Annotated in this window: 22 protein-coding genes; 6 read left to right on the top strand and 16 right to left on the bottom strand. The window is 73.2% G+C overall.

Translation table 11 applies throughout. The annotated features are described in order from the left end of the window. Positions 1–35 precede the first annotated feature (35 nt). The 3 genes from QUV83_RS15460 to QUV83_RS15450 all read right to left on the bottom strand — a co-directional run bounded on the left by QUV83_RS15460 (position 36) and on the right by QUV83_RS15450 (position 3,212). The gene (locus QUV83_RS15460; protein ID WP_289565818.1) at positions 36–533 is read right to left on the bottom strand and encodes an NUDIX hydrolase; all 498 of its coding nucleotides are present in this window, start codon (positions 531–533) and stop codon (positions 36–38) included. A gap of 4 nt (positions 534–537) precedes the next feature. Next, entirely contained in the window at positions 538–2,331 is a 1,794-nt protein-coding gene (locus tag QUV83_RS15455) for an acetyl/propionyl/methylcrotonyl-CoA carboxylase subunit alpha (protein WP_289565817.1), read from the bottom strand. A gap of 191 nt (positions 2,332–2,522) precedes the next feature. Next, positions 2,523–3,212 (bottom strand): Maf family protein, encoded by a 690-nt coding sequence (locus tag QUV83_RS15450; protein ID WP_289565816.1) that lies wholly within the window; start codon positions 3,210–3,212, stop codon positions 2,523–2,525. A gap of 160 nt (positions 3,213–3,372) precedes the next feature. On the opposite strand from QUV83_RS15450, the gene QUV83_RS15445 reads away from it, so the two are divergent. Next, the gene (locus QUV83_RS15445; protein WP_289565815.1) at positions 3,373–4,050 is read left to right on the top strand and encodes a vitamin K epoxide reductase family protein; all 678 of its coding nucleotides are present in this window, start codon (positions 3,373–3,375) and stop codon (positions 4,048–4,050) included. Between the two features lie 81 nt (positions 4,051–4,131). Here QUV83_RS15445 and QUV83_RS15440 read toward each other — a convergent pair whose 3' ends face one another. The 4 genes from QUV83_RS15440 to QUV83_RS15425 are packed head-to-tail and all read right to left on the bottom strand — an operon-like array spanning position 4,132 to position 8,330. After that, positions 4,132–5,853, bottom strand: a complete 1,722-nt coding sequence (locus QUV83_RS15440; RefSeq protein ID WP_289565853.1) for a DUF885 domain-containing protein — start codon at positions 5,851–5,853, stop codon at positions 4,132–4,134. A 49-nt stretch (positions 5,854–5,902) separates the two neighbouring features. Further along, positions 5,903–6,187: an acyl-CoA carboxylase epsilon subunit gene (locus tag QUV83_RS15435; RefSeq protein ID WP_289565814.1), complete on the bottom strand. Its 285-nt coding sequence runs from the start codon at positions 6,185–6,187 to the stop codon at positions 5,903–5,905. Beyond that, a complete protein-coding gene (locus QUV83_RS15430) occupies positions 6,184–6,717 on the bottom strand; it encodes a hypothetical protein (protein ID WP_289565813.1) in 534 nt (177 codons plus the stop codon). Before QUV83_RS15430 ends, QUV83_RS15435 begins: the two co-directional genes overlap by 4 nt. Then, entirely contained in the window at positions 6,714–8,330 is a 1,617-nt protein-coding gene (locus QUV83_RS15425) for an acyl-CoA carboxylase subunit beta (RefSeq protein WP_289565812.1), read from the bottom strand. The genes QUV83_RS15430 and QUV83_RS15425 overlap by 4 nt, the downstream gene beginning before the upstream one ends. Positions 8,331–8,458: 128 nt before the next feature. On the opposite strand from QUV83_RS15425, the gene QUV83_RS15420 reads away from it, so the two are divergent. After that, the gene (locus tag QUV83_RS15420) at positions 8,459–9,328 is read left to right on the top strand and encodes a biotin--[acetyl-CoA-carboxylase] ligase (RefSeq protein ID WP_289565811.1); all 870 of its coding nucleotides are present in this window, start codon (positions 8,459–8,461) and stop codon (positions 9,326–9,328) included. Positions 9,329–9,343: 15 nt separating this feature from the next. Next, on the top strand, positions 9,344–10,426 hold the full coding sequence (locus QUV83_RS15415; protein WP_289565810.1) for an adenylate/guanylate cyclase domain-containing protein: 1,083 nt from the start codon (positions 9,344–9,346) through the stop codon (positions 10,424–10,426). 22 nt (positions 10,427–10,448) lie between these two features. On the opposite strand, the gene QUV83_RS15410 is transcribed toward QUV83_RS15415, so the two are convergent. After that, positions 10,449–11,189, bottom strand: a complete 741-nt coding sequence (locus QUV83_RS15410) for an SOS response-associated peptidase (RefSeq protein ID WP_289565809.1) — start codon at positions 11,187–11,189, stop codon at positions 10,449–10,451. Positions 11,190–11,272: 83 nt separating this feature from the next. Here QUV83_RS15410 and QUV83_RS15405 point away from each other — a divergent pair, with 83 nt between their 5' ends. Together QUV83_RS15405 and QUV83_RS15400 are read left to right on the top strand one after the other, a co-directional pair. Continuing rightward, complete coding sequence (locus QUV83_RS15405) at positions 11,273–12,550, top strand: multidrug effflux MFS transporter (RefSeq protein ID WP_289565808.1); 1,278 nt, start codon at positions 11,273–11,275, stop codon at positions 12,548–12,550. 55 nt (positions 12,551–12,605) lie between these two features. Further along, the gene (locus QUV83_RS15400; RefSeq protein ID WP_289565807.1) at positions 12,606–13,232 is read left to right on the top strand and encodes a DUF1349 domain-containing protein; all 627 of its coding nucleotides are present in this window, start codon (positions 12,606–12,608) and stop codon (positions 13,230–13,232) included. Between the two features lie 66 nt (positions 13,233–13,298). Here the strand turns inward: QUV83_RS15400 and QUV83_RS15395 are convergent, their stop codons facing one another. From QUV83_RS15395 to QUV83_RS15380, 4 genes are all read right to left on the bottom strand, one after another. Next, on the bottom strand, positions 13,299–13,427 hold the full coding sequence (locus QUV83_RS15395) for a molybdopterin oxidoreductase (RefSeq protein ID WP_289565806.1): 129 nt from the start codon (positions 13,425–13,427) through the stop codon (positions 13,299–13,301). 133 nt (positions 13,428–13,560) lie between these two features. Next, positions 13,561–14,079, bottom strand: coding sequence for a hypothetical protein (locus QUV83_RS15390; RefSeq protein WP_289565805.1), 519 nt, complete (start codon positions 14,077–14,079; stop codon positions 13,561–13,563). Between the two features lie 205 nt (positions 14,080–14,284). Continuing rightward, entirely contained in the window at positions 14,285–17,041 is a 2,757-nt protein-coding gene (adhE, locus tag QUV83_RS15385) for a bifunctional acetaldehyde-CoA/alcohol dehydrogenase (RefSeq protein ID WP_436231932.1), read from the bottom strand. A 143-nt stretch (positions 17,042–17,184) separates the two neighbouring features. Then, complete coding sequence (locus tag QUV83_RS15380) at positions 17,185–18,828, bottom strand: Na+/H+ antiporter (protein WP_289565804.1); 1,644 nt, start codon at positions 18,826–18,828, stop codon at positions 17,185–17,187. A gap of 188 nt (positions 18,829–19,016) precedes the next feature. Here QUV83_RS15380 and QUV83_RS15375 point away from each other — a divergent pair, with 188 nt between their 5' ends. Further along, positions 19,017–20,606: a mechanosensitive ion channel family protein gene (locus tag QUV83_RS15375; RefSeq protein ID WP_289565803.1), complete on the top strand. Its 1,590-nt coding sequence runs from the start codon at positions 19,017–19,019 to the stop codon at positions 20,604–20,606. A 48-nt stretch (positions 20,607–20,654) separates the two neighbouring features. Here the strand turns inward: QUV83_RS15375 and uxuA are convergent, their stop codons facing one another. From uxuA to QUV83_RS15355, 4 genes are all read right to left on the bottom strand, one after another. After that, a complete protein-coding gene (gene uxuA / locus QUV83_RS15370) occupies positions 20,655–21,830 on the bottom strand; it encodes a mannonate dehydratase (protein ID WP_289565802.1) in 1,176 nt (391 codons plus the stop codon). Between the two features lie 70 nt (positions 21,831–21,900). Further along, positions 21,901–22,806, bottom strand: coding sequence for a polyphosphate kinase 2 (gene ppk2, locus QUV83_RS15365; protein ID WP_289565801.1), 906 nt, complete (start codon positions 22,804–22,806; stop codon positions 21,901–21,903). Continuing rightward, entirely contained in the window at positions 22,803–23,207 is a 405-nt protein-coding gene (locus QUV83_RS15360; RefSeq protein WP_289565800.1) for a DUF2809 domain-containing protein, read from the bottom strand. The genes ppk2 and QUV83_RS15360 overlap by 4 nt, the downstream gene beginning before the upstream one ends. 89 nt (positions 23,208–23,296) lie before the next feature. Next, positions 23,297–24,022 carry a hypothetical protein gene (locus QUV83_RS15355; protein ID WP_289565799.1) on the bottom strand — a complete coding sequence of 242 codons (726 nt, stop codon included), beginning with the start codon at positions 24,020–24,022 and terminating at the stop codon, positions 23,297–23,299. Between the last annotated feature and the right edge of the window lie 113 nt (positions 24,023–24,135).

Below are 24,135 nucleotides of genomic sequence, written 5' to 3'. Positions count from 1 at the left end.
GCGCGGACGGCGCCGGGCGGCGGGGAAAAGCGGCGTCAGCCGTCCAGTCGGCTGCGCAGCGAGGGCCACGCGCGGGCGAACTCCGGGAGCAGCGGCAGCAGGGCGACGTCGTCCACGGGCGTCCAGGCGACCTCGAGGCTCTCCGAGTCTGTGGGGCGCGGCTCGACGGCGCCGATGGCCGTCGCCAGGACAGTGGTGTAGCTCCACGGGCCATGGTCGAGCACGTGCTCGTCGAGCACCCGCACCGAGGCCGGGTCGATGCCCGCCTCCTCCTGCGCCTCGCGCAGCGCGGCCTCGACGGCCGTCTCGTCGGGCATCCGGGCGCCGCCCGGCACCCCCCAGGTGCCGCCCTGGTGGCTCCAGACGGCCCGATGCTGCAGCACCACGTCCGTCGCCATGCCGTCGGGGCCCCGGCGTGCGAGCAGCAAGCCGGCCGCGCCGTGCAGCCCCCAGTGCCGACGGCCGCAGGCGCACTCGACCCACCCGTCGCCGGGCTGCGGGTGGTGCGGCCTCCTGAGGTCGTCGGACCTCATGCGATCAGCCGACGATGTCGCAGATCGCGGTGCCGGCGCTGACGCTCGACCCGACGCCGGCGGACAGCCCAGTCACGCGGCCGGCCCGGTGGGCCAGCAGCGGCTGCTCCATCTTCATGGCCTCGAGCACCACCACCAGGTCGCCCGCGGCCACCTCGGCGCCATCGGCCACCGCGACCTTGACGATCGTGCCCTGCATGGGGGAGGCCAGCGTGACGCCGTTGGCGCCCACCGCGCGGGCCGCTGTGCGCCGCGCCGGGCGACGGCTCGTGGCGGACGGGCGCCCGACGCTGCGTGCCAGCGACGCCGGGATGACGACCTCGAGCCGCTTGCCGCCGACCTCGACGACCACGCGCTCCAGCGCGACCGGCTCGTCGTGGTCCTCCTGCGGGGAGCCGTTCGACGCGGCGGGGCCCTGCCCGACCAGGCCGGGCAGCCGGTCGGCGAACTCCGTCTCGATCCAGCGGGTGTGCACCCGGAACGGCGTGGACGGGTCGGCGGGCGCGAACGCCTCCTCCTCGAGCACCGCGCGGTGGAACGGGACGACCGTCGGGATGCCGACGATCTCCAGCTCGGCGAGCGCGCGACGGGCCCGCTCGAGGGCCTGCTCGCGGGTGGCGCCCGTGACGATGAGCTTGGCGATCATCGAGTCGAAGGCCCCGGAGACGGTGTCGCCCTCGACGACCCCGGAGTCGACGCGCACGCCCGGGCCGGAGGGGAAGCGCAGCGTGGACAAGCGCCCCGGCGCGGGCAGGAACCCGGCGGACGGGTCCTCGCCGTTGATCCGGAACTCGATCGAGTGCCCGCGCGTCTCGACGTGGTCGTAGCCGAGGGGCTCGCCCGCCGCGATGCGGAGCTGCTCGCGCACCAGGTCGACGCCGCTGATCTCCTCGGTGACCGGGTGCTCGACCTGCAGGCGGGTGTTGACCTCGAGGAACGACACAGTCCCGTCGGCCCCCACGAGGAACTCGCAGGTGCCGGCGCCCACGTAGCCCGCCTCACGCAGGATCGCGACGGAGGAGGTCACGAGCTGCTTGCGCTGCTCATCGGTGAGGAACGGCGCGGGCGCCTCCTCGACGAGCTTCTGGTGGCGGCGCTGCAACGAGCAGTCGCGCGTCGAGACCACCACGACGGTCCCGTGCTCATCCGCGAGGCACTGGGTCTCCACATGGCGGGGGGAGTCGAGGTAGCGCTCGACGAAGCACTCGCCGCGGCCGAACGCCGCGGTGGCCTCGCGCACCGCCGACTCGAACATCTCGTCGATCTCCGAGGCGTGGCGGGCGACCTTGAGGCCGCGGCCGCCGCCGCCGAAGGCCGCCTTGATCGCGACCGGCAGGCCGTGCTGCTCCGCGAAGGCGTGGATCTCCTTGACGTCGGCCACCGGGTCGGGGGTGCCGGGCACCAGCGGGGCGCCGGCGCGTAGCGCGATGTGGCGGGCGCTGACCTTGTCGCCGAGCTGCTCGATGGCGGTGGGCGGCGGGCCGATCCACACGAGCCCGGCGTCGATCACGGCCCGGGCGAAGTCGGCGTTCTCCGCGAGGAAGCCGTAGCCGGGGTGCACGGCGTCGGCGCCGGACCGGCGGGCCACGTCGAGCAGCTTGCCGATGTCGAGGTACGTCTCCTGGGCGCGGGAGCCGTCGAGCGCGAAGGCCTCGTCGGCGACGCGCACGTGCAGCGACTCCCGATCCGGGTCGGCGTAGACGGCGACGGAGCCGATGCGGGCATCCCGGCAGGCGCGGGCGATGCGCACGGCGATCTCACCGCGGTTGGCGATGAGGACCTTTGAGATGGCGGGCACGGCTCACCGTAACGCGCGCGGCGTCGGCATCTCAGCCGTGCCACGCATCCCGGCGGAAGATTGGGGAACTGCCCAGCCAGGCCAGGGGGCAGTTGTAGGGATCCCACGAGGACATGGGCGCGGTGTCCGCTCCGTCGGGTGCGGCTTGTCAGATGCTGACAAATGCCCGGCGCGGACAGGCCCGCGGTGGCTCAGGCCGGGATCGTGCCCGCCCGCCACAGCGACGGGATGCTCACGCCGACCTCGGCGAGCAGCTCGCGCAGCAGCGGCAGGCTCAGGCCCACCACCCCGTGGTGGTCGCCCTCCACACCGGTGACGAAGGCGCCGCCCAAGCCGTCGAGGGTGAAGGCGCCGGCCACCGCGAGCGGCTCCCCGGTGGCGACGTACTGGTCGATCTCGGCGTCCGACAGGTCCGCGAAGCGCACGGTGGTCGAGGACACCGCCCCGAGCGTCCCGCCCGTGCCGTCCCCGCCCTCGGCCTGCGGGGTGCGCTCGTCGATCAGCCAGTGGCCCGTGTGCAGCTCGCCCGTGCGCCCGCGCATCGACCGCCACCGCTCGACGGCGTCCTGCGCGTCGCGCGGCTTGCCCAGCACCTCGCCGTCGAGCTCGAGCAGCGAGTCGCAGCCCAGCACGAGCAGGCCGCCCTGCGCGGCGTCGTCGGCGTCGTCCTCGGCGGCGAGCGCCCGGGCGACGTCCTCCGCCTTGGCCTGCGCGAGCAGGAGCACCGCGTCCACGGGCTCCAAGTCGCCGAACCGCTCACGCGCCGCCTCGAGCACCGCGTGCTCGTCAACCGCTGAGACGCGGACGACCGGGTCGATCCCGGCGGCGGTCAGGGTCGCGAGACGGGCGGGGGAGGCGGAGGCGAGCAGCAGTCGGGTCACGGCCTGGGAGCCTAGCCGCCCAGCCTGCGCCCACCGCCGTCGCGGGGTCATGGTGGAACGCGGGCCCCGATCGTTATCGTCTGGGGGCCGGCCCGCGGTCGAGATGGGGACGTACGTCCCCGTTCTGGCCGCCGGAACACCACAATCATCGGAGAGAGCCGTGCCATCCCGCCCCGACCCCGAGGACCTCGACGACATGAGCGACCTGATGGAGGCCGACGCGCGGCCGGTGAACCGGCTGCGCGCACTGCGCCACTCCCGTGGCTGGATCTTCGGGACGATGCTGTTCTCCGCGCTCATCAGCCTGACGGCCTCGTTCGTGCTGTCCGTCGACGCGATCGCCCTGGCCGCCGATCCGGGCGCGGAGCTGTCCTGCGACATCAACTCGGTGGTGAGCTGCGGGGCGGTCGGGCTGTCCTGGCAGGCCAGCCTGCTCGGGTTCCCCAACGCGTTCCTCGGGCTCATCGCCGAGTCCGTGGTGATCACCATCGCCGTGGCCGGCCTCGGCGGCGTGCGGTTCCCGCGCTGGTTCATGTTCTCGGCGCAGATCGTCTACACGATCGGCCTGGTGTTCGCGTACTGGCTGTTCCAGCAGTCGATGATGGTGATCGGCTCGCTGTGCCCGTGGTGCCTGCTGGTGACGTTGTCGACCACGCTCGTGTTCTCCACGTTGACGCACTACAACATCCGGGAGAACAACCTCTTCCTGCCCCCGCGCTTGCAGCGCAGCGCCCGGGAGTTCGTGGACAGCGACAACGACGTGATCGTCGTCGCCGCCTGGCTGGTGGTCCTGGTGGCCCTGGTGCTGCTGAAGTACGGCGCCGCCGTGTTCGCCTGACGGGCCGCCCTCCCCGGCCCGCATGACAGCAGCGCCCGGTCCCTGTGCGGGGCCGGGCGCTGCTGTGTGTGCCGGGAAGTGTCAGACCAGGGCGGAGCGCAGCACGTCGAGCGGCAGCGCCCCCAGGCCCAGCGCGCGGGCGTGGAACTCGCGCAGGTCGAAGACCTCGCCGCGCCCGGTGGCCGCCTTCGCGGAGTCGTCGCGGGCCTGCTCCCAGAGCCGCTGGCCGATCTTGTACGACGGCGCCTGGCCCGGCCAGCCCAGGTAGCGGTTGAGCTCGAAGCGCACGAACTGCTCGGGCATGTTGACGTTGGCCTTGAGGAACTCCCACGCCTTGTCGGCGTCCCACGTGCCGCCGCCCCAGCGCTCGGGCGCCCGCAGGCCCAGGTGCACGCCGATGTCGAGCACGACGCGGGCGGCGCGCATGCGCTGGCCGTCGAGCATGCCGAGGCGGTCGCCCGGGTCGTCCAGGAAGCCGAGGTCGGCCATGAGGCGCTCGGCGTACAGCGCCCAGCCCTCGCCGTGGCCCGAGACCCAGCAGCTCAGCCGGCGCCACGAGTTCAGCGTCGCGCGCTGGTGCACGGCCTGGCCGACCTGCAGGTGGTGGCCCGGGACGCCCTCGTGGAAGACGGTGGTCTTCTCACGCCACGTGTTGAAGGTGGTGACCTCGGGCGGCACGGACCACCACATGCGGCCCGGGCGCGTGAAGTCGTCGCTGGGGCCGGTGTAGTAGATGCCGCCGTTCTGGGTGGGGGCGATCATGCACTCGAGGGTGCGCACCGGCCCCGGGATGTCGAAGTGCACGCCGTCGAGGGCCGCGATGGCCGCGTCGGACGTCTCCTGCATCCAGGCCTGCAGCGCCTGCGTGCCGTTGAGCCGCCGCGCGGGGTCGGCGTCGAGGACGGCCACGGCCTGCTCGACGGTGGCCCCGGGGCCCGCGATCTGCGCGGCGACGCGCTCCTGCTCGTCGACCACGCGGGCGAGCTCCTCGAGCCCCCACTGGTAGGTCTCCTCGAGGTCCACGGTGGAGCCCAGGAAGTAGCGCGACCACATCGAGTAGCGCTCGCGGCCCGCCGCGTCGGCCTCGGGGGCCTGCGGCGCGAGCTCGTCGGCGAGGAAGGACGTGAGGGTGGCGTAGGCCTGGCGGGCGGCCTGCGCGCCGAGCTCGAGCTCGCCGCGGATGGCCTGGCACGCGGCCGAGCCGTCGAGGGCCGCGTCCACGGCGGCGCCCTGGACGAAGCCCGTGAAGAAGGACGTGGACGGGTCGGCGAGCTCGGCGGCCTGCGCGACGGCCTCGCGCACCTGGCGCACCGCGGCGACCCGCCCGCGGCCCGCCGCCTCGCGCAGCGACTCGACGTAGCCGTCGATGGCGCCGGGCAGGGCGTTGAGGCGCGCGGCGATGTTCTCCCAGGCCTCCGGGTCGCCCGTCGGCATCAGGTCGAACACGTCGCGCAGCCCCTGCACGGGGGACGCGATGTTGTTCAGGTCGGCGAGGAGCTCGCCGGCGTCGTGCAGCTCGAGCTCGAGGCCCAGGCGCTCGCGCATCGCGGCGACGGTCACCTCGTCCACGGCGTCCGACGGGGCGTGCGCGTCGAGCGCGACCAGCGTGGCCCGGGCGGCCTCCGCGCGGGCGTCGTGGCCCGCGGGGGACAGGTCCGTCATCTCGTGGTCGTGGCCCGAGATGCCCATCGAGGTGGCGCTGAGCGGGTCGAGCTGGGCGCCGAGGGCGACGTGCTTGTCCGCGATGGCGTCGATGGGAGACGGGTCGCGATGACCCTGCTGTCCGTTGAGCGAGGAGGTCATGGTCACCGCGGCACCATATCGCGCGACTGGCCCAGACCAGCGGCCCAGCTCAGGGGTGCAGGCTCCAGCGCCAGCCGTCGGGGCCCGGGGCGGGCGCCCGTCCCGCGCCGCGCAGGGTGCGGGAGCGATCGGCCCAGGCGGACACGGGGAGCCCGTCGTCGCCGGGATGCGACTCGTGGGCGTCCTGCGACCGCGCGGCGGCGAGCCCCGCGACCAGGGCCGCGAGCTCGGCCTCGTCCGGCTCGCCGCGCACCACGTGCACATGCGGCGCCGCCGGCACGATCGGGGCGCCGGGCAGCACGGAGGTCGGCCCGTTGGGCAGGGCAGTGCTCACGCGCCGTCGCCCTCGTCGTCCTCGTCCAGGTCGAAGACCACCGGCACGCCGCGCGAGGTGCCCCATTCGCTGACGTCGAAGCCGCTGCCGATCAGGCGCTGGGCGATCTCCTCGCCCGCGTCGTCGACGATGCCCAGCACCGAGTCCATCGACAGGTCGCTGGTGCCCTGCGGGGGGCCCACCACGAAGCCGAGGTGGAACGTGTCGGTGCGGGTGTGCGGCGCCGGCTCCTCGTCGTCGTCCCACGTCATGCCGGTGAGGTCGGAGTGCAGCCCGAGGCGCTCGTGCAGCAGGTCGTACAACGCGGCGTTGAGGCCCGCGACGCGCGACTCGAGCGCGAGGATCCGCGGGTCCTCGTCCGCCTCATGCGCGCCGAACTCCGCGCGCACGCCCACGGCCGTGTCCACGTAGTCGCGCAGCGCGGCGCCCAGGTCGTCGACCACGGCCCGCAGCTCCGCCGGGTCGACGCCGGTCAGCGGTTCGCTGCCGTGCGACGGGTGGTCGTGCTCATGTCCCTCGTTGCCGCTCACAGGGGGATGTTCCCATGCTTCTTGGGCGGCAGGCTCGCGCGCTTGGAGCGCAGCAGCCGCAGGGCCTTGGTGATCTCGCTGCGGGTCTGCGCGGGCGCGATCACCGCGTCCACGTAGCCGCGATCGGCGGCGTCCCACGGGTTCACGATCGCCTCCTCGTACTCGCGGGTCAGCCGGGCGCGCTCCGCCTCCACGTCGCCGCCCGCGTCCGCCACCGCCTTGAGGGCGCCGCGCTGCAGGATGTTCACCGCGCCACCCGCCCCCATGACCGCGATCTGCGCCGTCGGCCACGCCAGGTTCACGTCCGCGCCGAGCTGCTTGGACCCCATGACGATGTACGCGCCACCGTACGCCTTGCGGGTGATCACGGTCACGAGCGGGACCGTGGCCTCGGCATACGCGTAGATGAGCTTCGCGCCGCGGCGGATGATGCCGTTCCACTCCTGGTCGGCGCCGGGCATGAACCCCGGCACGTCCACGAACGTCACGACGGGGATGTTGAACGCGTCGCAGGTGCGCACGAACCGCGCGGCCTTCTCCGCGGCGTTGATGTCCAGGGTGCCCGCCATCGACAGCGGCTGGTTGGCGACCACGCCCACCGGGCGCCCCTCGACGTGGCCGAAGCCGATGAGCACGTTCTGCGCGTACAACGGCTGCACCTCGAGCAGCACGCCGTCGTCCAGCACATGCTCGATCACTGTGCGCATGTCATAGGGCTGGGCGTCGGAGTCGGGGATGAGCGTGTCGAGCTCGAGGTCCTCCTCGGTGACCGACACCTCCGTCTCATGCGGGAACGACGGCGGGTCGGTGAGGTTGTTCTGCGGCAGGTAGGACAGCAGCGAGCGCACGTAGTCCAGCGCGTCGTCCTCGTCGGCGGCCAGGTAGTGGGCCACCCCGGAGCGCGTGTTGTGCGTGGTGGCGCCGCCGAGCTCCTCGAGGCCCACCTCCTCGCCGGTGACCGCGCGGATCACGTCCGGGCCGGTGATGAACATGTTGGACGTGCCGTCCGCCATGACGATGAAGTCGGTGAGCGCGGGGGAGTACACCGCGCCGCCCGCGCTCGGGCCCAGGATCAGGGAGATCTGCGGGATGACGCCCGAGGCGGCGACGTTGCGCCGGAAGATCTCCGCGAACTGCGTCAGGGCCGCGACGCCCTCCTGGATGCGCGCGCCGCCGCCGTCGCTGATGCCGATCAACGGCACCCCCGTGCGCAGCGCCAGGTCCATCACCTTGGCGATCTTCTGCCCGTGCACCTCGCCGAGGCTGCCGCCGAAGACCGTGAAGTCCTGCGAGTACACGGCGACAGGCCGGCCGTCGATCGTGCCGTGGCCGACCACCACGCCGTCGCCGGCGATGCGCTTCTTGTCCAGGCCGAAGTTCGTCGAGCGGTGCCGCACGAGCGCGTCCATCTCGGTGAACGAGCCCGGGTCCAGCAGCGACTCGACGCGCTCGCGGGCGGACTTCTTGCCGCGCGCGTGCTGCTTCTCCGCTGCGGCCAGCGCGGCGTCGTCACCCGCCTGACGGCGCTGCTCGAGGTCGGCGAGGCGGGCGGCGGTGGAGCCGGGGACCTGGTCGGTCGATGCGCCAGGCGAGGTCGGATCGGTCTGCGTCACCCGACCGAGACTAGATGTCCGAGCCCGTCCGACACGTGCAGTCCGCTGACGGGGATGTGCGCGTCGTGTCGTCGGGTTCCCACAAGCACGGTCTGGGCGCCCGCTGCCCGGCGAGCGATGATGGCCTCATGGCTGAACAGATCGAGCGCCGGCCGCTGCGCGCCTCCGTCCTGCGCGAGCTGCTGCTGGAGCCCGCGGGCCCGCTGCGCCGGGTGGAGGTGGTGGAGCGCACCGGGTCGACCAACACCGACCTGGTGGCTGCGGTGCGCGCCGACCCCGCGGCCTGGCCCAGCGGGAGCCTCCTGGTGGCCGACCACCAGGAGCACGGCCGGGGCCGGGCCGGGCGCACCTGGGAGACCCCGCCGCGCGCCGCGTTGACCGCCTCCTTCGCGATCCGCCCCGCGACGCCGCCGGAGACCTACGGCTGGATCCCGCTCGTCGCCGGGCTCGGGGCCGTGCACGCGCTGCGCGCCACCGCCGGGGTGGCGGCGGCGCTCAAGTGGCCGAACGACGTGATGGTGCACGCGGCGGACGGCAGCGAGGTGCCGGGCTGGGGGACGCTGCGCAAGCTCGGCGGGGTGCTGACCGAGTTGGTGCGCACCCCCGAGGGCGACGTGGTCGTGGTGGGCATCGGCATCAACGTCTCGCAGGCGGACGACGAGCTGGTGGTGCCGAGCGCGACGTCGCTGCGGGTCGCGGGCGGCGGCGAGCAGGATCGCGAGTTGCTGCTGGTCGCCTTGGTGTCCTCGCTCGCGGATGTGCTCGACAGGTGGCGCTCGCACGGCGGCGACGCGGAGGCGTCGGGGATCGCCGACGAGGTCTCCGCGGTGTGCGCGACGCTGGGCGACCGGGTGCGCGTCGAGCTGCCCGGCGGCGGCGAGCTGCTGGGGGTCGCGCGCCGGCTCGACCACGAGGGCGCGCTCGTGGTGGTGGACGCCGCGGGGACGGAGCACCAGGTGCTGGCCGGTGACGTGCGTCACGTGCGGGCAGGTGGGTGATCTACGCTCGACCTCGTGGCGGGTGAGAGAGACGAGCACGACGCGGGGGCTGAGTCCGAGCGTCCGTCGACGCTGGACGAGCTGGACGACGAGCTCCTCGGCGGCCCGCGCACGCTGACGCTCCGCGACCTCGCCGAGCAGGTCGGCATCGACCTGGACCTGGTGCGGCTGTACTGGCAGACGCTGGGCCTGCCGCACCCCTCGGCGGACGAGGTGGTCTTCACCCAGCAGGACGCCGCCGCCGTGGGCCGGTGGGCCGACCTGCAGCGCGAGCACGGCGTCGACAGGCGCACCGCGATCTCCCTGACCCGCGCGCTGGGCCACACCAGCGACCGCCTGGCGCTGTGGCAGGTCGAGGCACTCGTGGAGGACTTGGCCCGCAGGCATGAGCTGGACGACATCTCGGCGCGGCTGCTCGTGCTGGACCAGCTCGCCGACATCGCGCCGCTGCTCGAGTCGCAGCTCGTGCACTCCTGGCGGCGCCAGCTCGCGGCGATCGCCGGGCGGCTGTCCGCGGAGTTCGCCCACCAGCGCGACGAGCGGCCCGACCCGACGGCGCTGCCCCTGGCCCGCGCCGTCGGATTCGCCGACATGGTGTCCTTCACGCGCCGCACGGCAGGCCTGGGCTCCACCGACCTCAGCGAGTTCGTGCAGCGCTTCGAGACCGTCGCGCGGGACGTCGTCACCAACGCGGGCGGCCGGGTGGTGAAGACCATCGGCGACGCGGTGCTGTTCGTCGCGGACGACGTGCAGACCGGCGCGCGGGTGGCCCTGGGGCTGGCCCGGGTACTGGGCGGGGACCTCGACGTCGAGCGCGAGAAGGGCGCCGGCGGGCTGGCCGAGGGGGCGCGCGGCGTGACGCCCGTGCGTGTCGGGTTCGTGTGGGGCCGGGTGCTGTCCCGGTTCGGCGACGTGTTCGGGCCGTCGGTGAACCTCGCGGCGCGGCTCACGGACATCGCGGAGCCGAGCACCGTGCTCACGGACGGCTCCACGGCCGCGCTGCTGGCCTCCGACCCGCGGTTCGTGGCCGAGCAGCAGCCGACGCGGGACCTGGCCGGCATCGGGCCGATCGCGCCGGTGCTGCTCCGCGTCGCCTGACGCTCGGCGCCAGGCCTCGGCGTCAGGCCTCCGGGGCTGCCGGCTCCTCGGGCTCGATCAGCTCGGGCCCGTTGTTGCCGACCTTGTTGACGCGCGTGGAGACCTCCGTCGCGACGAGCGTCGGGGCGGGGGCCCGCAGCAGGTCGGCCGCGTCGTCGGCGCCCACGGCGGGGTCGAGCCAGGCGTCCCAGGCCTCGGGGCGCAGCATGAGCGGCTGCCGGTCGTGGATGTGCGCGAGCGGCTCGCTGGCGTCGGTGGTGATGACTGTGGTGGTCACGAGCCAGCGGCTCGGGTCGTCGGCGGCCTTGGCGGGGTCGCGCCAGAACTCGTACAGCCCGGCGAGGGCGAGCGGCCCGTCGTCGGCGGGGTGGATGTAGAACGGCTGCTTGGCCTTGGTCAGCGCCCCCGGGCCCGGGCGCTTCCACTCGTAGTACCCGTCGGCGGGCAGCAGCGCGCGGCGCTGCGCGAAGGCCTTGCGGTACGAGCCCTTGTCCAGCAGGGTCTCGGCGCGCGCGTTGATCATCCGGTTGCCGATCGAGGGGTCCTTCGCCCAGGACGGCACGAGCCCCCACCGCGCGGCCTGGAGCTGGCGGTTGATCTCACCGGTCTCGCGGTCCGCGCGCTCGACGACCATGCGCACCGGGTCGGTGGGCGCGACGTTCCAGGACTCGGGGAGCAGGCGCGCGTCCTGGGCCACCTCGGCGATGCGGAACGCGTCTTCCAGCGCCTGGACCCGGCGGAAGGAGGCATATCGACCACACATCCCCCCAGTGTGGCCGATGGCTCCGACACGAGCGGTCGAATCGATTCGCATGAGGTCGGCCGTCGATGAGAACATGGCCGACGATGACCAGCCGCTCCACCCCTGCCCTGCCCCCTGAGCCCACCGGCGCGCCCGCGACGCCCGGAGGCGCGCCCGGCGCACCCGCCTACGTCCCCAACGCCAAGTACGTGCTCCTGCTGGGCGTGATGTGCGCGCTGCCGGCCGTCTCCACCGACATCTACCTGCCGTCGCTGCCCGACGTCGCACGCGACCTCGGCGCCACCGCCACCGGCGCCCAGCTCACCATGACCGGCATGCTGCTCGGCGGCGCCGTGGGCCAGCTCGTCATCGGCCCCGCCTCCGACCGGCTCGGCCGCAGGCTCCCGGTGCTCATCGGCGTCGCGCTGCACGTGGTCACCTCCCTGCTGTGCGCCATCGCGCCCGGCATCGTGCCGCTCATCGCGCTGCGCGTCCTCCAGGGGTTCTTCAACGCGTCGGCCTCCGTCGTCGCGATGGCGCTCATCCGCGACCGCTTCGTCGGGTCGGACGCGTCCCGGCTGCTGTCCCGCCTCATGCTCGTCATCGGCGTGGCGCCCCTGTTCGCCCCGACCATCGGCGGCCTCATCGCCGGGTTCGCCGGCTGGCGCGGGGTGTTCGTCGCGCTGGCGGTGTTCGGGGCGGCGCTGTGGGTGGTGGTCTGGCGGCGGATGCCGGAGTCGCTGCCCGTCGAGCGGCGCCGTGACGGCGGGCTGCGGGCCGCGATCGCCGGGTACGCGACGCTGCTGCGCGACAGGCACTTCGTGGCGCTCGCGGTGCTCCCGGGCCTCGGCGCCGCGGTGCTCATGAGCTACGTCGTCGGCTCGCCGTTCGTGCTGCGCGAGGGCTACGGCCTCAGCGCGAACCAGTTCGCCCTCGTCTTCGCCGTCAACGGCGCCGGGCTCGTGCTCGGCGCCCAGGTCAACGCGTCACTCGTGCGCAAGTACGCGCCGATCCGCATCATCCGGATCGTGCTGCCGATCTCGCTCGGGCTGACCCTGCTGCTGCTCGTCCTCGCGCTCACCGGCGCCGGCGGCCTGCCCGCGCTGCTCGTGGTGCTGTGGATGCTGCTCGCGCTGGTCAACTTCACCCCGCCCAACGCCTCCGCGCTGGCCCTGGGCCGGCATGGGGCGATCGCGGGCACCGCGGCGGCGTTCATCGGAGCGACGCAGGCCGGCGTGTCCGGCACCGTCAGCCCGCTGGTGGGCGTGCTCGGCGGGGACACCCTCGCGATGGCGATCGTCATGGTCGGCTCCGCTGCCGTGGCGATGCTCGTGCTCGTGCTCGCCACGCCGGCCTACCGCGCGGGCGGCTGGACCACCTAGGAACCACCCGCGCGGCGTCGTCGTGCGGTCCCCGACACCCACCTGGGAGCACCTCATGACCACTGCGCAGCACGTCCCCGGCATCCCCTTCGCGCTCACGCCCCGAGACGGCTCCTCCTGGGCCGTGGATGACGCGACCGGCACGGTGCGGGTGGCCGCCCTGCCGCACAGCGACATCTTCGTCGACCCCGGCTCCGGGTCCGCGCTGAACGCGGAGTCGATGCTGAACGCCGTGACGCTCCTGGGCGCGCCGCCCGCCGGGGACTTCCAGCTCAGCGCGCGCGTCAGCGTGGACTTCGCCGCCACCTTCGACGCAGGCGTCCTGCTGCTGTGGATCGACGACCGGCACTGGGCGAAGCTGTGCTTCGAGTACTCGCCCGACGGCGAGCCGATGGTCGTCTCCGTGGTGTGCCGCGAGGTGGCCGACGACGCGAACGGGTTCGTGGTGGACGGCCGGTCGGTGTGGCTGCGCGTGTCCCGGATCGACCAGGCCTTCGCCTACCACGCGTCCCTCGACGGGGAGGCATGGCGCCTGATCCGCTTCTTCGCGCTCGACGACCCGGCTGGCGCGCTGACGCTCGGCTTCGAGGCGCAGGCGCCCACCGGCGACGGATGCGCCGTCGTCTTCGACCAGGTCAGGTTCACCCGCGCCCGGCTCGGCGACCTGCGCGACGGCTCCTGAGCCGAGGCGGCGCCGCGGGCGCCCGGCCGCGTCGGGGAGCAACCGGCGCGGTCGCGCGCCCCTGCGTCAGATGCCCACGCCCGCCGCGGCGGTCAGCCCGGCGAGGACGAGCAGGCCGAGCGAGAGCCAGGCGCTGAGCACCCACCACTCGACATGGCGCCGCCGTGCCGCGCGCTCGGTCCGTGGGACTCCCATGCCCTCTGATCGGCAGGCCAGGGGGTTCCCGTGAATATCCGACCCGCACGGAAGTCCGCGCAACAGAGTGAATTCGCGCGCCCAGCCATGGGCCGGGCTCAAGGGAGCCGACCGCGCGGGGAGCCAGGCTGAGTTACTGCGCGCTCGCCTGCTCGACCTTCTGACGGAGCTCGTCGACGCGCGCGGACAGCTCGTCCAGCGCGGCGCGGGCGTTGCCGTCGGCCGACTCCGCGGCCTTCTCGACCTCCGCGCGGGCGTCGGCCAGGGCGGTCTCGGCGTCCGCGAGCTGCTGCTTCGCCGTGGTGGAGCCCTCAGCAGCCGCCTCGTCGAGCGCGGCTGACGCGTCGTCCATCGCGGTGCTCGCACGAGCCACGGCGTCCTGCGCGGACGTCCTGGCGCTCGCGTCGAGCTGCTCGAGCTCGGCGCGGGCGTCCTCGGCGGCGGTGCGGGCCTGGGCGAGCCCGTCGCGGGCGGAGTCGACGGCGGCCTGCATCTCGGCGACGGCGCCCTTCGCCTCGTCAACGGCGGTCTGGGCGCCGTCGCGGGCCTCGTCGATGGCCGTCGACGCCTCGGCGCAGCCCGCCAGGGCGAGCGCGAGGGCCGTGGCAGAAGCGGCGGCGAGCAGGCGGGGGACACCAGGGGGGACGCGCATGGGATCTCCTCACAGGGGGGACGGACGCACCAGTGTGGCCTGAACAGGACCGGGACGACAGCGGAGGAACCGGGCGCCCCGCTGACCTGGGAAAGCGCTGGCGCGCGGGCGGGGCGCGGGCCGCACAGCACAGCGCCCCGCCCGCGTGTGGCACGCGGGCGGGGCGCTGGCAGGCGACCGGTCGAGCCGGTCAGCGGCGTGGCGGTCAGGCCTGGGCAGGCGCCTCGTCGGCCGGTGCCTCATCGGCGGTGGCCTCGTCGGCCACCGGCGCCTCGGCGGCCGCCTTCGCCGCCTTCGGGGCCGCGACCTCGCGACGGCTCCGGACGTCCTCCACGGAGGTGCCGTAGTACGCCGCCGTCATGATGTCCTTCATGTCGGCCAGCATCGGCATCCGCGGGTTCGCCGGGGCGCACTGGTCCTCGTAGGCGCCCATCGCGACCTCGTCGAGGCGGGCGAGGAACTCCTGCTCGTCGACGCCCTGCGCCTGGAACGAGGACGGGATGCCCACCTTCGAGCGCAGCGACTCCACGGCCAGCGCGTAGGACTCCACGCCCTGCTCGGGGGTCTCGGCCGGCAGGCCCAGCGCCTGGGCGATCTGCTGGAACCGCTCGGGCGCCACGTAGTGCTCGTACTTCGGCCAGCTCGTGAGCTTGGTCGGGATGGTGCCGTTGTAGCGGATCACGTGCGGCAGCAGGGTCGCGTTCGTGCGGCCGTGGACCAGGTGGTAGGTGGAGCCCACCACGTGCGCCATGGCGTGGACGATGCCCAGGAACGCGTTGCCGAACGCCATGCCGGCGATGGTGCCCGCGTTGTGCATCTTCTCGCGGGCGTCGGCCGTCTCCGGGGCGCCCGGCTCGCCGTTCACGCTCGCGGCCAGGTTGTCGAAGATGAGCCGGATGGCCTGCAGCGCCATGCCGTCCGTGAAGTCGTTCGCGTACACGCTCACGTACGCCTCAGTCGCGTGCGTCAGGGCGTCGAAGCCCGAGTCGGCGGCCAGCGAGCGCGGCATCTTCGCGGTCAGCACCGGGTCGATGATCGCGACGGTCGGCGTGAGCGCGTAGTCCGCCAGCGGGTACTTCTTGCCGGCGTCCGGGTCGGAGATGACAGCGAACGGCGTGACCTCCGCGCCCGTGCCCGACGTGGTCGGAATGCACACGAGCTTGGCGAGCTCGCCCAGCACGGGGAACTTGAACGCGCGCTTGCGGACGTCGAAGAACTTCTGCTTGAGGTCCGAGAAGACGATCTCGGGGTGCTCGTACAGCAGCCACATGACCTTGGCGGCGTCCATCGGCGAGCCGCCGCCCAGCGCGATGATCGTGTCGGGCCGGAAGTGGCGCATCTGCGCGGCGCCCGCCTGGACGGTGCGCACGCTCGGCTCGGGCTCGACCTGGTCGATGATCTGCAGCGCGACCTTGTTGGGGCGGCGGTTGAGGACCTCGATGATGCGGTCGACGAAGCCGAGCGTCGTCATGGTCGAGTCGGTCACGATGGTCACGCGCTCGACGTCGGCCATGTCCGCGAGGTAGCGGATGGCGTTCGGCTCGAAGTACGTCTTGGCCGGGACCTTGAACCACTGCAGGTTGTTGTTGCGGCGGCCGATGCGCTTGATGTTCACCAGGTTGACCGCCGAGACGTTGTTCGAGACCGAGTTGTGGCCGTACGAGCCGCAGCCGAGGGTCAGGGACGGGATGAAGGCGTTGTAGATGTCGCCGATGCCGCCCAGCGACGACGGCGCGTTCGCGATCACGCGCACCGCCTTGACGCGGCTGCCGTAGACCTCGGTGAGCGCCTCGTCCTGCGTGTGGATGGCGGCGCTGTGGCCGAGCCCGTCGAACTCCACCATCTGCTCGGCGTAGGAGATGCCCTGCTCGGTGGACCCGGCGCGCAGCACGGCCAGCACGGGGCACAGCTTCTCGCGGGTGAGCGGCTCCTGCGGGCCGACGCCGCTGACCTCGGCCAGGATGATCGACGTCTCCGCGGGGACGGTGAAGCCCGCGCGCTCGGCGATCCAGGCGGGGGACTGGCCCACCACGGAGGCGTTGAGCTTGGCCTCGCCGCAGTTCTTGCCCTGGGCCTGCACCCCGAAGATGAACTTCTCGAGGAGCGCCTTCTCCTTGGCGTTGACGCGGTACGCGTGCAGCGTCGCGAACTCCGCCATCGCCTCGTCGTAGATCTCCTCGTCGAGGATGACCGCCTGCTCGGAGGCGCAGATCATCCCGTTGTCGAAGGCCTTGGACAGCACCACGTCGTTGACCGCGCGCTTGAGCTTCGCGGACTTCTCGATGTAGGCGGGGACGTTGCCGGCCCCGACGCCGAGGGCCGGCTTGCCACACGAGTAGGCGGCGCGGACCATCGCGTTGCCACCGGTCGCGAGGATCAGGGCGACGCCCGGGTGGTTCATGAGCTTGCCGGTCGCGTCGAGCGACGGCTTCTCGACCCACTGCACGCAGTGCTCGGGGGCGCCGGCCGCGACGGCGGCGTCACGGACCACGCGGGCCGCGGCGACCGAGGACTCCTGCGCGCTCGGGTGGAACGCGAAGATGATCGGGTTGCGCGTCTTGAGCGCGATGAGCGCCTTGAAGATCGCGGTGGACGTCGGGTTGGTGACGGGCGTGATGCCGGCGACGACGCCGACGGGCTCGGCGATCTCGGTGATGCCGGACAGCTCGTCGCGGCTGATGACGCCGACGGTCTTGAGCGAGCGCATGGAGTTCGTGACGTGCTCGCACGCGAAGATGTTCTTCACGGCCTTGTCCTCGAAGACCCCGCGCCCGGTCTCCTCGACAGCGTGGCGGGCGAGCTCGCCGTGCTGGTCGAGGGCGGCGACCGCCGCCTTCTTCACCAGGTGGTCGATGTCCTCCTGGGTGAATCGCGAGTACTCGGCGAGGGCCTTGGCGGCGTTGGCGACGAGCTGGTCGATGGCGCCGTCAATCGACGTGTCGGTGCGGGCTGTGGTGCTCACAGGAGGTCTCCCTCGGGTCGCGGTGAGTGTGGGAAGTCTCCGTTGACCTCGTCACCGACATTAGAAGTCATGGGACGGATCCTCCTGTGCCGAAGGTCCCGATTCGTCACCGGGTTCGCTCTGGGCTCACCCGAATGGCGGTGTCAGATGCGGTTCACCCATGAGGACGACATCCGCTCCTCCTCGAGGTCGAGCTCCCGCAGCACCCGCTGCATCACCACCTCGTCGAGGTCCCCCGAGTCGCGCTGGGCCACCAGCACAGCGCGCTGCGCGGCGATGACCTCGCGGCGCAGCGACTGCTGGCGCAGCACGGGCCAGGGAGCCCTCGCGTCGGGGTTGTCGTCGTCGTCGCGGCCCGGCGCCAGCAGGGCGGCCGCCGCCTGCCCGCGCACGCTCAGCGCGGCGACGACTCGGGAGACGATCGCCTCGGCGGCCTGCTCGCCGACCTGGGCCGCGATCTGGGGGCGCTGGCGCTCGATGACCGACTGCGCCGCCTCCGCGAGCGCCACTCGCACCTTGGCCTCCTGCAACGCGTCACGCCTGCGCTCGTCCTGGGCGCCGACGCCCAGCCGGCGGATCACCCAGGGCAGCGTGAGCCCCTGCAGCAGCAACGTGCCGATCGCCACGGCGTAGGCGACGAGCTGCAGCGTCGCGCGCTCCGGGAAGGCCTCGCCCGACATCGTCAGGGGGATCGCTGCGGCGGCCGCGAGCGTCACCACGCCCCGCATCCCCGCCCAGGAGACGACCAGGGACTCCCTGCTGGTCAACGCGTCGTCGGCGGTGCGGTGGCTGCCGCGCATGCGCACCCGGTCCATCCACGCGGTCGCCAGCACGTACAGCGGGCGCACCAGGATCACCACCGCGAGGACCGCGACGGCGAGCAGGGCCGCCTGTCCGAGCCCCTGGTCCGACGCGTTCACGTCGAGGATGAGCCACTTGAGCTGGATGCCGATCAGGGCGAACGTGAACGCCTCGAGCAGCAGGTCCACAGTCGACCACACCGGCTCCTGGTACAGCCGCGTCGCATACCCCGCACGGGGCGAGGTGGCGGCCAGCAGGAGGCCCGCCGCGACCACGGCGAGCACACCCGAGCCGCCGATCGCCTCCGCGCCCCAGTACGCGGCGAACGGGGTGAGCACCGCGACGGCGGACGCCACCACCGGGTCGTCGAGCCGCAGGCGCAACTGGTGCAGCAGCCAGCCCAGGGCGAGCCCCACCCCGACACCGGCGACCACCGCCACCGCGAACACCTGCAGGCCCTCGCTGAGCGACCACACTCCCGTCGCCACCCCCGCCAATGCCACCTTGTAGAGGGTCAGCGACGTGGCGTCGTTGATCAGGCTCTCGCCCGTCAGCAACGTCATCACCCGGCGCGGCAGCCCGAGCCGGCGGCCCACCGCCGCCGCGGCGACCGCGTCCGGGGGCGCCACCACCGCGCCGAGCACGAGCGCCGCGGCGAACGGGAGGGACGGGGCCAGCAGCCACGCGACGACGGCGACCGCGAGGGCGGAGACCAGCACCAGCCCGACGCCCAGTCGCGTGATCGAGTTCAACGAGCGGCGGAAGTCCTGGTACGAGGTCGTCAGCGCCGCGGAGAACAGCAGCGGCGGGAGCACGAAGTCGAGGATCAGCTCAGGGTCGACCTCGAACCGCGGGACACCGGGGATGAACGAGACGACGAGCCCCGCGGCCACCAGCACCAAGGGCGCCGGCCAGGCGCGCTGGCGGCAGAGGGCAGTGAGGAGCACTGCCCCCGCGACCAGCACGAACAGCTCGATCACGTGCATCCACGTCAGCCTCTCGATGGGATCGGGGTCGGCGTGGAACGGTAGGCGCCGATGCTGTGAGCCAGCGGGGAGCGCGCCGTGAGGAGCCGGTGTGGCGCCGATGGGACCGGGCGCAGGCCAGGCGTGCGGCGCCGTCGCCCGAGAACCCGCTTCGGACTAATCGGGCGCGAGTGTCTACCCTGGTCCGCGTGCCCCCCGTCTTGAGCGTCCTCATCGCCGTCATCGTGGCCTTCGTCGCGGAGATCTTCGTCGCCACGTTCGCCCATCGCGCCGCGCGCCGCCAGCCGCTCGCCCTCGCCGTCATCGCGGTCAGCCGCCGCCCGCTGAAGGCCGCGCTCGCCGCCGCCGCCGCCTGGATCGTGCTCGGCGCGACAACCGAGACCACGCCCGCGATCCACGCCCTGGAGACAGCGCTGCTCATCGCGGTGGTCCTCGCGGTCGCGTGGCTGCTGGGCGCGGTCGCGCTCCGGCTAGAGGACGCGGCGATGGCCCACCACCAGGCCGGGGCCGCCCTCGCGCGCCACCAGGACGAGGAGGGCGCCGACCCGCACGCCCTCGCGCTGCAGACCCGGGTGCGCTCGCTGCTGCGCGGCGCCACCCGGGCCCTGTTCTGGTGCCTCGGCGTCGGCTCCGCGCTGCTCGTCTTCCCGGTCGTGCGACCGGTCGGCGTCGGGCTGCTCGCGCTGGTGGCCGTCGCCGCCGTGGTGCTGGGCCTGGCCGCCCGCGAGGTCCTGGCCGACGTCGTCGCCGGGGTGCGCATCGCCTACACCGACTCCGTGCGCGTCGGGGACGTGCTGGTCGTCGATGGCGACTGGGGCGTGGTCGAGGCCGTCACGCTCACCACTGTGACGGTGAGGCTTGCCGACGGGCGCCGGGTGGCTATGCCCACCGCGCACGCGGCCACCTCGCGGGTCGAGAACCGCACCCGGGGGGCCGGGGACGCGGTGGTGGGGACCGTCGAGCTGGACGTCGACGGCGGAGTCGACCTGGCCGGCCTGCGCGCCGCGCTGCAGCACGTCCTCGACGGCACCCGCCTGTGGGACGGGCGCGTGGGGCGCCTGCAGGTGGCAGCGTTGGCGGGCTCCCAGGTGCGGGTGCGCGCGGTGGCCAGCGCCGTTGATGGCGCGACGCTGCTCGAGCTCCGGGAGCATGTGCGCGAGGAGCTCGTGGGCTGGCTGCTCGGCGCCCAGGCGACCGCGTCGGGCCTGGGCGGCGGCCGGGCCGGGGCGTGGTCGGGCGGCAGCGGGGCGGCGACGTCGAGCGCCTGGCGGCAGACGGCGGCCGCGATCGCGACGCCGACCCGGGCCGCGGAGCCGCAGCCCACCGCAGAGCCGCAGCGCGCCAGCGTGCCGCAGCGTGCCGTGGAGCCGCAGCGTGCTCTGGAACCGCAGCGTGCCGTGGAGCCGGCGCCCGCCGTCGACCCGTGGCAGCCCGACACATCCCGCGACCACGAGGCGCCGCGCCTGCCTGAGCGGCGCAGCGCCATGCCGTCGGCCGCGGCGCCGCTGCCGACACGTCAGGCGCCGCAGCCCGAGCCCTTGCCGGCGTTCCTGGAGGGCAGCGCGGCGCCCCTGCTCGCACGGCGCACCCCCACCGCCCCGCCGTCCGACCCGTGGAGCGGAGGAGGGGCGGCGGTGGACCAGACGCAGGTGCTCGACCCGGCGCAGGTCGCCCGGCTGTACGACGACCGGCCCGGCGGCGACGTGGGGGCGGCGGAGACGCAGGTCTTCGACACCTCCGAGCGCCGGTCGAGCCGACGCGAGCTGCGGGACTACTGACCGGGCAGGTCGCAGCCCCGCAGCCCGCGGAGGATTGGCGTCAGGAGGTCAGCCGATCAGCCGGCGCACCGCCAACTCGATGCCGCGCAGCTCGGCGAGGCCCTTGAGCCGCCCGATCAACGAGTAGCCGGGGTTGGAGCGGCGCCTCTGGTCGTCGAGGAGCTGGTGGCCGTGGTCGGGCCGCAGCGGCAGGCGGGGGCCGCCCTCGGCCTCGCGGCGGCGCTCCTCCCTCACGAGCTCGGCGATGACGCCGACCATGTCGACGTCGCCGCCCAGATGCTCGGCCTCATGGAAGCTCAGCGGGTTCGCCTCGCGCTGCGTGGAGCGCAGGTGCGCGAAGTAGATCTTCGGCGCGAAGTGGCGGGCCATGGCCACCAGGTCGTTGTCGGCGCGCACGCCGTAGGAGCCGGTGCAGAACGTCAGGCCGTTGGCCACCGACGGCGCCGCGTCGAGCAGCCACTGCGCGTCCGCCTGCGTGGAGACCACACGGGGGAGCCCGAGGATGGGGCGCGGCGGGTCGTCCGGGTGGATCGCCATGCGGATGCCGACCTCCTCGGCGACCGGGATGATCGCGCGGAGGAAGTACCCGAGGTTCTCGCGGAGCGTGTCGGCGTCGATGCCGGCATAGGAGTCCAGCATCGCGCGGAAGGACTCGAGGGTGTAGCCCTCCTCGGAGCCGGGCAGCCCGGCGATGATGGTGTCGACGAGGCGGTCACGCCCCTCGGGGGTCAGCGCGTCCGCGTAGGCCTGCGCGCGGGCGATCTCCTCGGGCGTGTAGTCGGCCTCGGCGCCGACTCGGCGCAGGATGCACAGGTCGAACGCGGCGAACGCGTCCTGGTCGAACCGCAGCGCCCACCCGCCGCTGGGCAGCGGGTAGGCCAGGTCGGTGCGCGTCCAGTCGAGGACGGGCATGAAGTTGTAGCAGACGATGTCGATGCCGCAGGTCGCGAGGTTGCGCAGGCTCTGCTGGCACGCGGCGATCCACGTGTCGCGCAGCGGCTGCGCGCGCTTGATGTCCTCGTGGATCGGGATGCTCTCGACGACCGACCAGGTCAGGCCGGCCTCCTCGATGATCCGCTTGCGCTCCGAGATCGCCTCGACGGTCCAGACCTCGCCGTTCGGCGCCTCGTGCAGTGCCGTGACGATGCCCGTCGCGCCCGTCTGCCTGATGTCAGTCAGCTGAATCGGGTCCGCAGGCCCGAACCATCGCCAAGTGAGTTCCATCGGACCATTGAGCCTGGTGGGAGGCGTGGGCGCCACCATCTGGCTCGCACGTCGACGGGCGGGCGACGCGTCAGGCGTACCGCTCGGGGTCGCCCATGAGCTCGGCCACGTGGTCGGTGACGTACGTGGACAGCTCGCGGGGCGGGCGCACGTACCCGCTCGACGCGGCGGGGCGCTCCGGCAGCACCACCTTCTCGTGCGGCACGTCGGTGTACGGGATGGTGGACAGCAGGTGGGCGATCATGTTGAGCCGGGCATGCTTCTTGATGTCCGACTCCACGATGAACCAGGGGCTCGCGGGCACGTCGGTGTGCACCAGCATCTCGTCCTTGGCCCGCGAGTAGTCCTCCCAGCGGTGGATCGACTCCAGGTCCATCGGGCTGAGCTTCCACTGCCGCACGGGGTCGCTGAGCCGGGACCGGAAGCGCCGGAGCTGCTCGTCGTCCGACACGGAGAACCAGTACTTGCGCAGCATGATGCCGTCCTCGACGAGCATCTGCTCGAAGATCGGCGTCTGCCGCATGAACTGCGCGTACTCCTGCGGGGTGCAGAACCCCATGACCCGCTCGACGCCCGCCCGGTTGTACCAGGACCTGTCGAACAGCACGATCTCCCCGGCGGCGGGCAGGTGCTCGATGTACCGCTGGTAGTACCACTGGGTGCGCTCGCGCTCGGTGGGCGTGGGCAGCGCCGCGATCCGCGCGACCCGGGGGCTGAGGTACTCGGTGATGCGCTTGATGGTGCCGCCCTTGCCGGCCGCGTCCCGCCCCTCGAAGACGACCACGACGCGCGCCCCCGTGGCCTGCGCCCAGAGCTGCACCTTGACCAGCTCGGCCTGCAGCCGGAACAACTCGGCCTCGTAGACGGCGTTGGGGATCTTGGGCGGGCGCGCGGCCCCGCCCTTGGCCTTCTTGCCGGACTTCTTCCCCCGGGTCTGCTGCGCGGTGGTGGACGCGTCGCCCGACGTCTTCGTCATGTCCGCAAAGTACCGCTGGCGACGGCCCGCGTCGCGCCCCACCGGTCGATGGCGCCGCTCAGCACCGCGCCCACGGCGTAGGCGGGCAGGTCGTGGGCCGTGAACGTGGAGCCGAGCGCGTACCGGGCCAGGGAGAACTCGCCCACCACCTGCGCGGGCAGGCCCGTCAACTGAGCCAGCTCGATGGCCGCGCACACGCCGAACGCGACCCCGGCCAGCACCGGGACCCGCCACGCCGGCCGCACCGCGCCGAGCAGGACGTACACGAGGGCCGCGTACAGCACCCCGCCGAGCAGGTCGCCCGCCAAGCCTCCGACGGCGCCGGTGACGACGAGGCCCACCGCGACGACGACTGGCACGAGGAGGAGGAACGCCGTGCGGCGGCGCGGAGCGTGGTGCACACGGGCACCCTAGGCCGCGGGGCGCCGCCGTCGACGCCCCGGGCGTGCGGGTCCCGTGCAGGTCGTGTGCCGCACTGTCCGCACCGGCCTCACAGCCCGTACCGCGGCTTCAGGTGCCGCCACCAGTCGCGGAGCATCCACGCGTCGAACTGCGTGATCCGCGGCGAGGACCCGGCCAGCATCACGAAGCTGTTCTGCCCGGTGGGCGTCCAGTCGTAGAAGTCGTCCAGGCCGAAGGTGTGCCCGATCTCGTGCTGGAGGATCGTCACGTCAGGGCTGCCCAGGGCGCCGACGAAGTACTCGCTGCCCATGCGCTGGCCCCAGTCGCCGCCGGCGCCGCCGCCCATGCCCTTGGTCAGCCACAGCGACTGGTCGTAGTGCCGTTCCGTGCCGCCGGGGTAGACGCCGTCCTGGTGGAAGAACCGGCCGCGGCTCTCGGCGCACTGCGGCGCGTTCTCGCGGATGTCGTTGACGTAGATGTCGACGCTGTTGTCGGTCCACTGCAGCAGGCTGCGGTCGCGCACCGCCCAGCCCACCACCGTGATCTTCACCTGGTCGTAGGGCCAGCCGTTCCAGCGCTGGCCGTTCTCGCGCAGCGTGTCGAACCACTTCGCGTACTGCTCGGCGTACTTGGCGTGGATCTGGTCGCGCAGCGTGGCGCTGACCGGCTGGTCGGAGTCCCAGCGCACGCAGATGTTCAGGTAGCCGCCGTTGGCCATGACCTGGTCCCAGCCGTAGTTCTTGAAGGCGTAGAGGTCGCCGTTGTTGTAGGTCTGCTCCTGGTGGGCCCACACCTGGTCCAGGGCCTGCGACATGCCAGCGGGCGGCGACCAGGGGGCGGACGTCGGGGTCGGCGTGGGCGTGGTGGTGGGCGAGGTGGTGGGTGACGCGCTCGGGCTCGGCGTCGGGGTGGGCCGCGGCGTGGCCG

The sequence above is a fragment of the Cellulomonas cellasea genome, assembly GCF_030372105.1.
GTDB classification, from domain to species: domain Bacteria; phylum Actinomycetota; class Actinomycetes; order Actinomycetales; family Cellulomonadaceae; genus Cellulomonas_A; species Cellulomonas_A cellasea_A.
This window is presented reverse-complemented; position numbering and strand designations above follow the sequence as displayed.

Coding starts and splice junctions, on each gene's coding strand:
- QUV83_RS15400 (WP_289565807.1), top strand. CDS start 12,606: ATGACCACTGCGCAGCACGTCCCCGGCATCCCCTTCGCGCTCACGCCC.
- QUV83_RS15405 (WP_289565808.1), top strand. CDS start 11,273: ATGACCAGCCGCTCCACCCCTGCCCTGCCCCCTGAGCCCACCGGCGCG.
- ppk2 (WP_289565801.1), bottom strand. CDS start 22,806: ATGACGAAGACGTCGGGCGACGCGTCCACCACCGCGCAGCAGACCCGG.
- QUV83_RS15355 (WP_289565799.1), bottom strand. CDS start 24,022: ATGTCGCAGGCCCTGGACCAGGTGTGGGCCCACCAGGAGCAGACCTAC.
- QUV83_RS15460 (WP_289565818.1), bottom strand. CDS start 533: ATGAGGTCCGACGACCTCAGGAGGCCGCACCACCCGCAGCCCGGCGAC.
- uxuA (WP_289565802.1), bottom strand. CDS start 21,830: ATGGAACTCACTTGGCGATGGTTCGGGCCTGCGGACCCGATTCAGCTG.
- QUV83_RS15395 (WP_289565806.1), bottom strand. CDS start 13,427: ATGGGAGTCCCACGGACCGAGCGCGCGGCACGGCGGCGCCATGTCGAG.
- QUV83_RS15420 (WP_289565811.1), top strand. CDS start 8,459: ATGGCTGAACAGATCGAGCGCCGGCCGCTGCGCGCCTCCGTCCTGCGC.
- QUV83_RS15410 (WP_289565809.1), bottom strand. CDS start 11,189: ATGTGTGGTCGATATGCCTCCTTCCGCCGGGTCCAGGCGCTGGAAGAC.
- QUV83_RS15380 (WP_289565804.1), bottom strand. CDS start 18,828: ATGCACGTGATCGAGCTGTTCGTGCTGGTCGCGGGGGCAGTGCTCCTC.
- QUV83_RS15390 (WP_289565805.1), bottom strand. CDS start 14,079: ATGCGCGTCCCCCCTGGTGTCCCCCGCCTGCTCGCCGCCGCTTCTGCC.
- QUV83_RS15440 (WP_289565853.1), bottom strand. CDS start 5,853: ATGACCTCCTCGCTCAACGGACAGCAGGGTCATCGCGACCCGTCTCCC.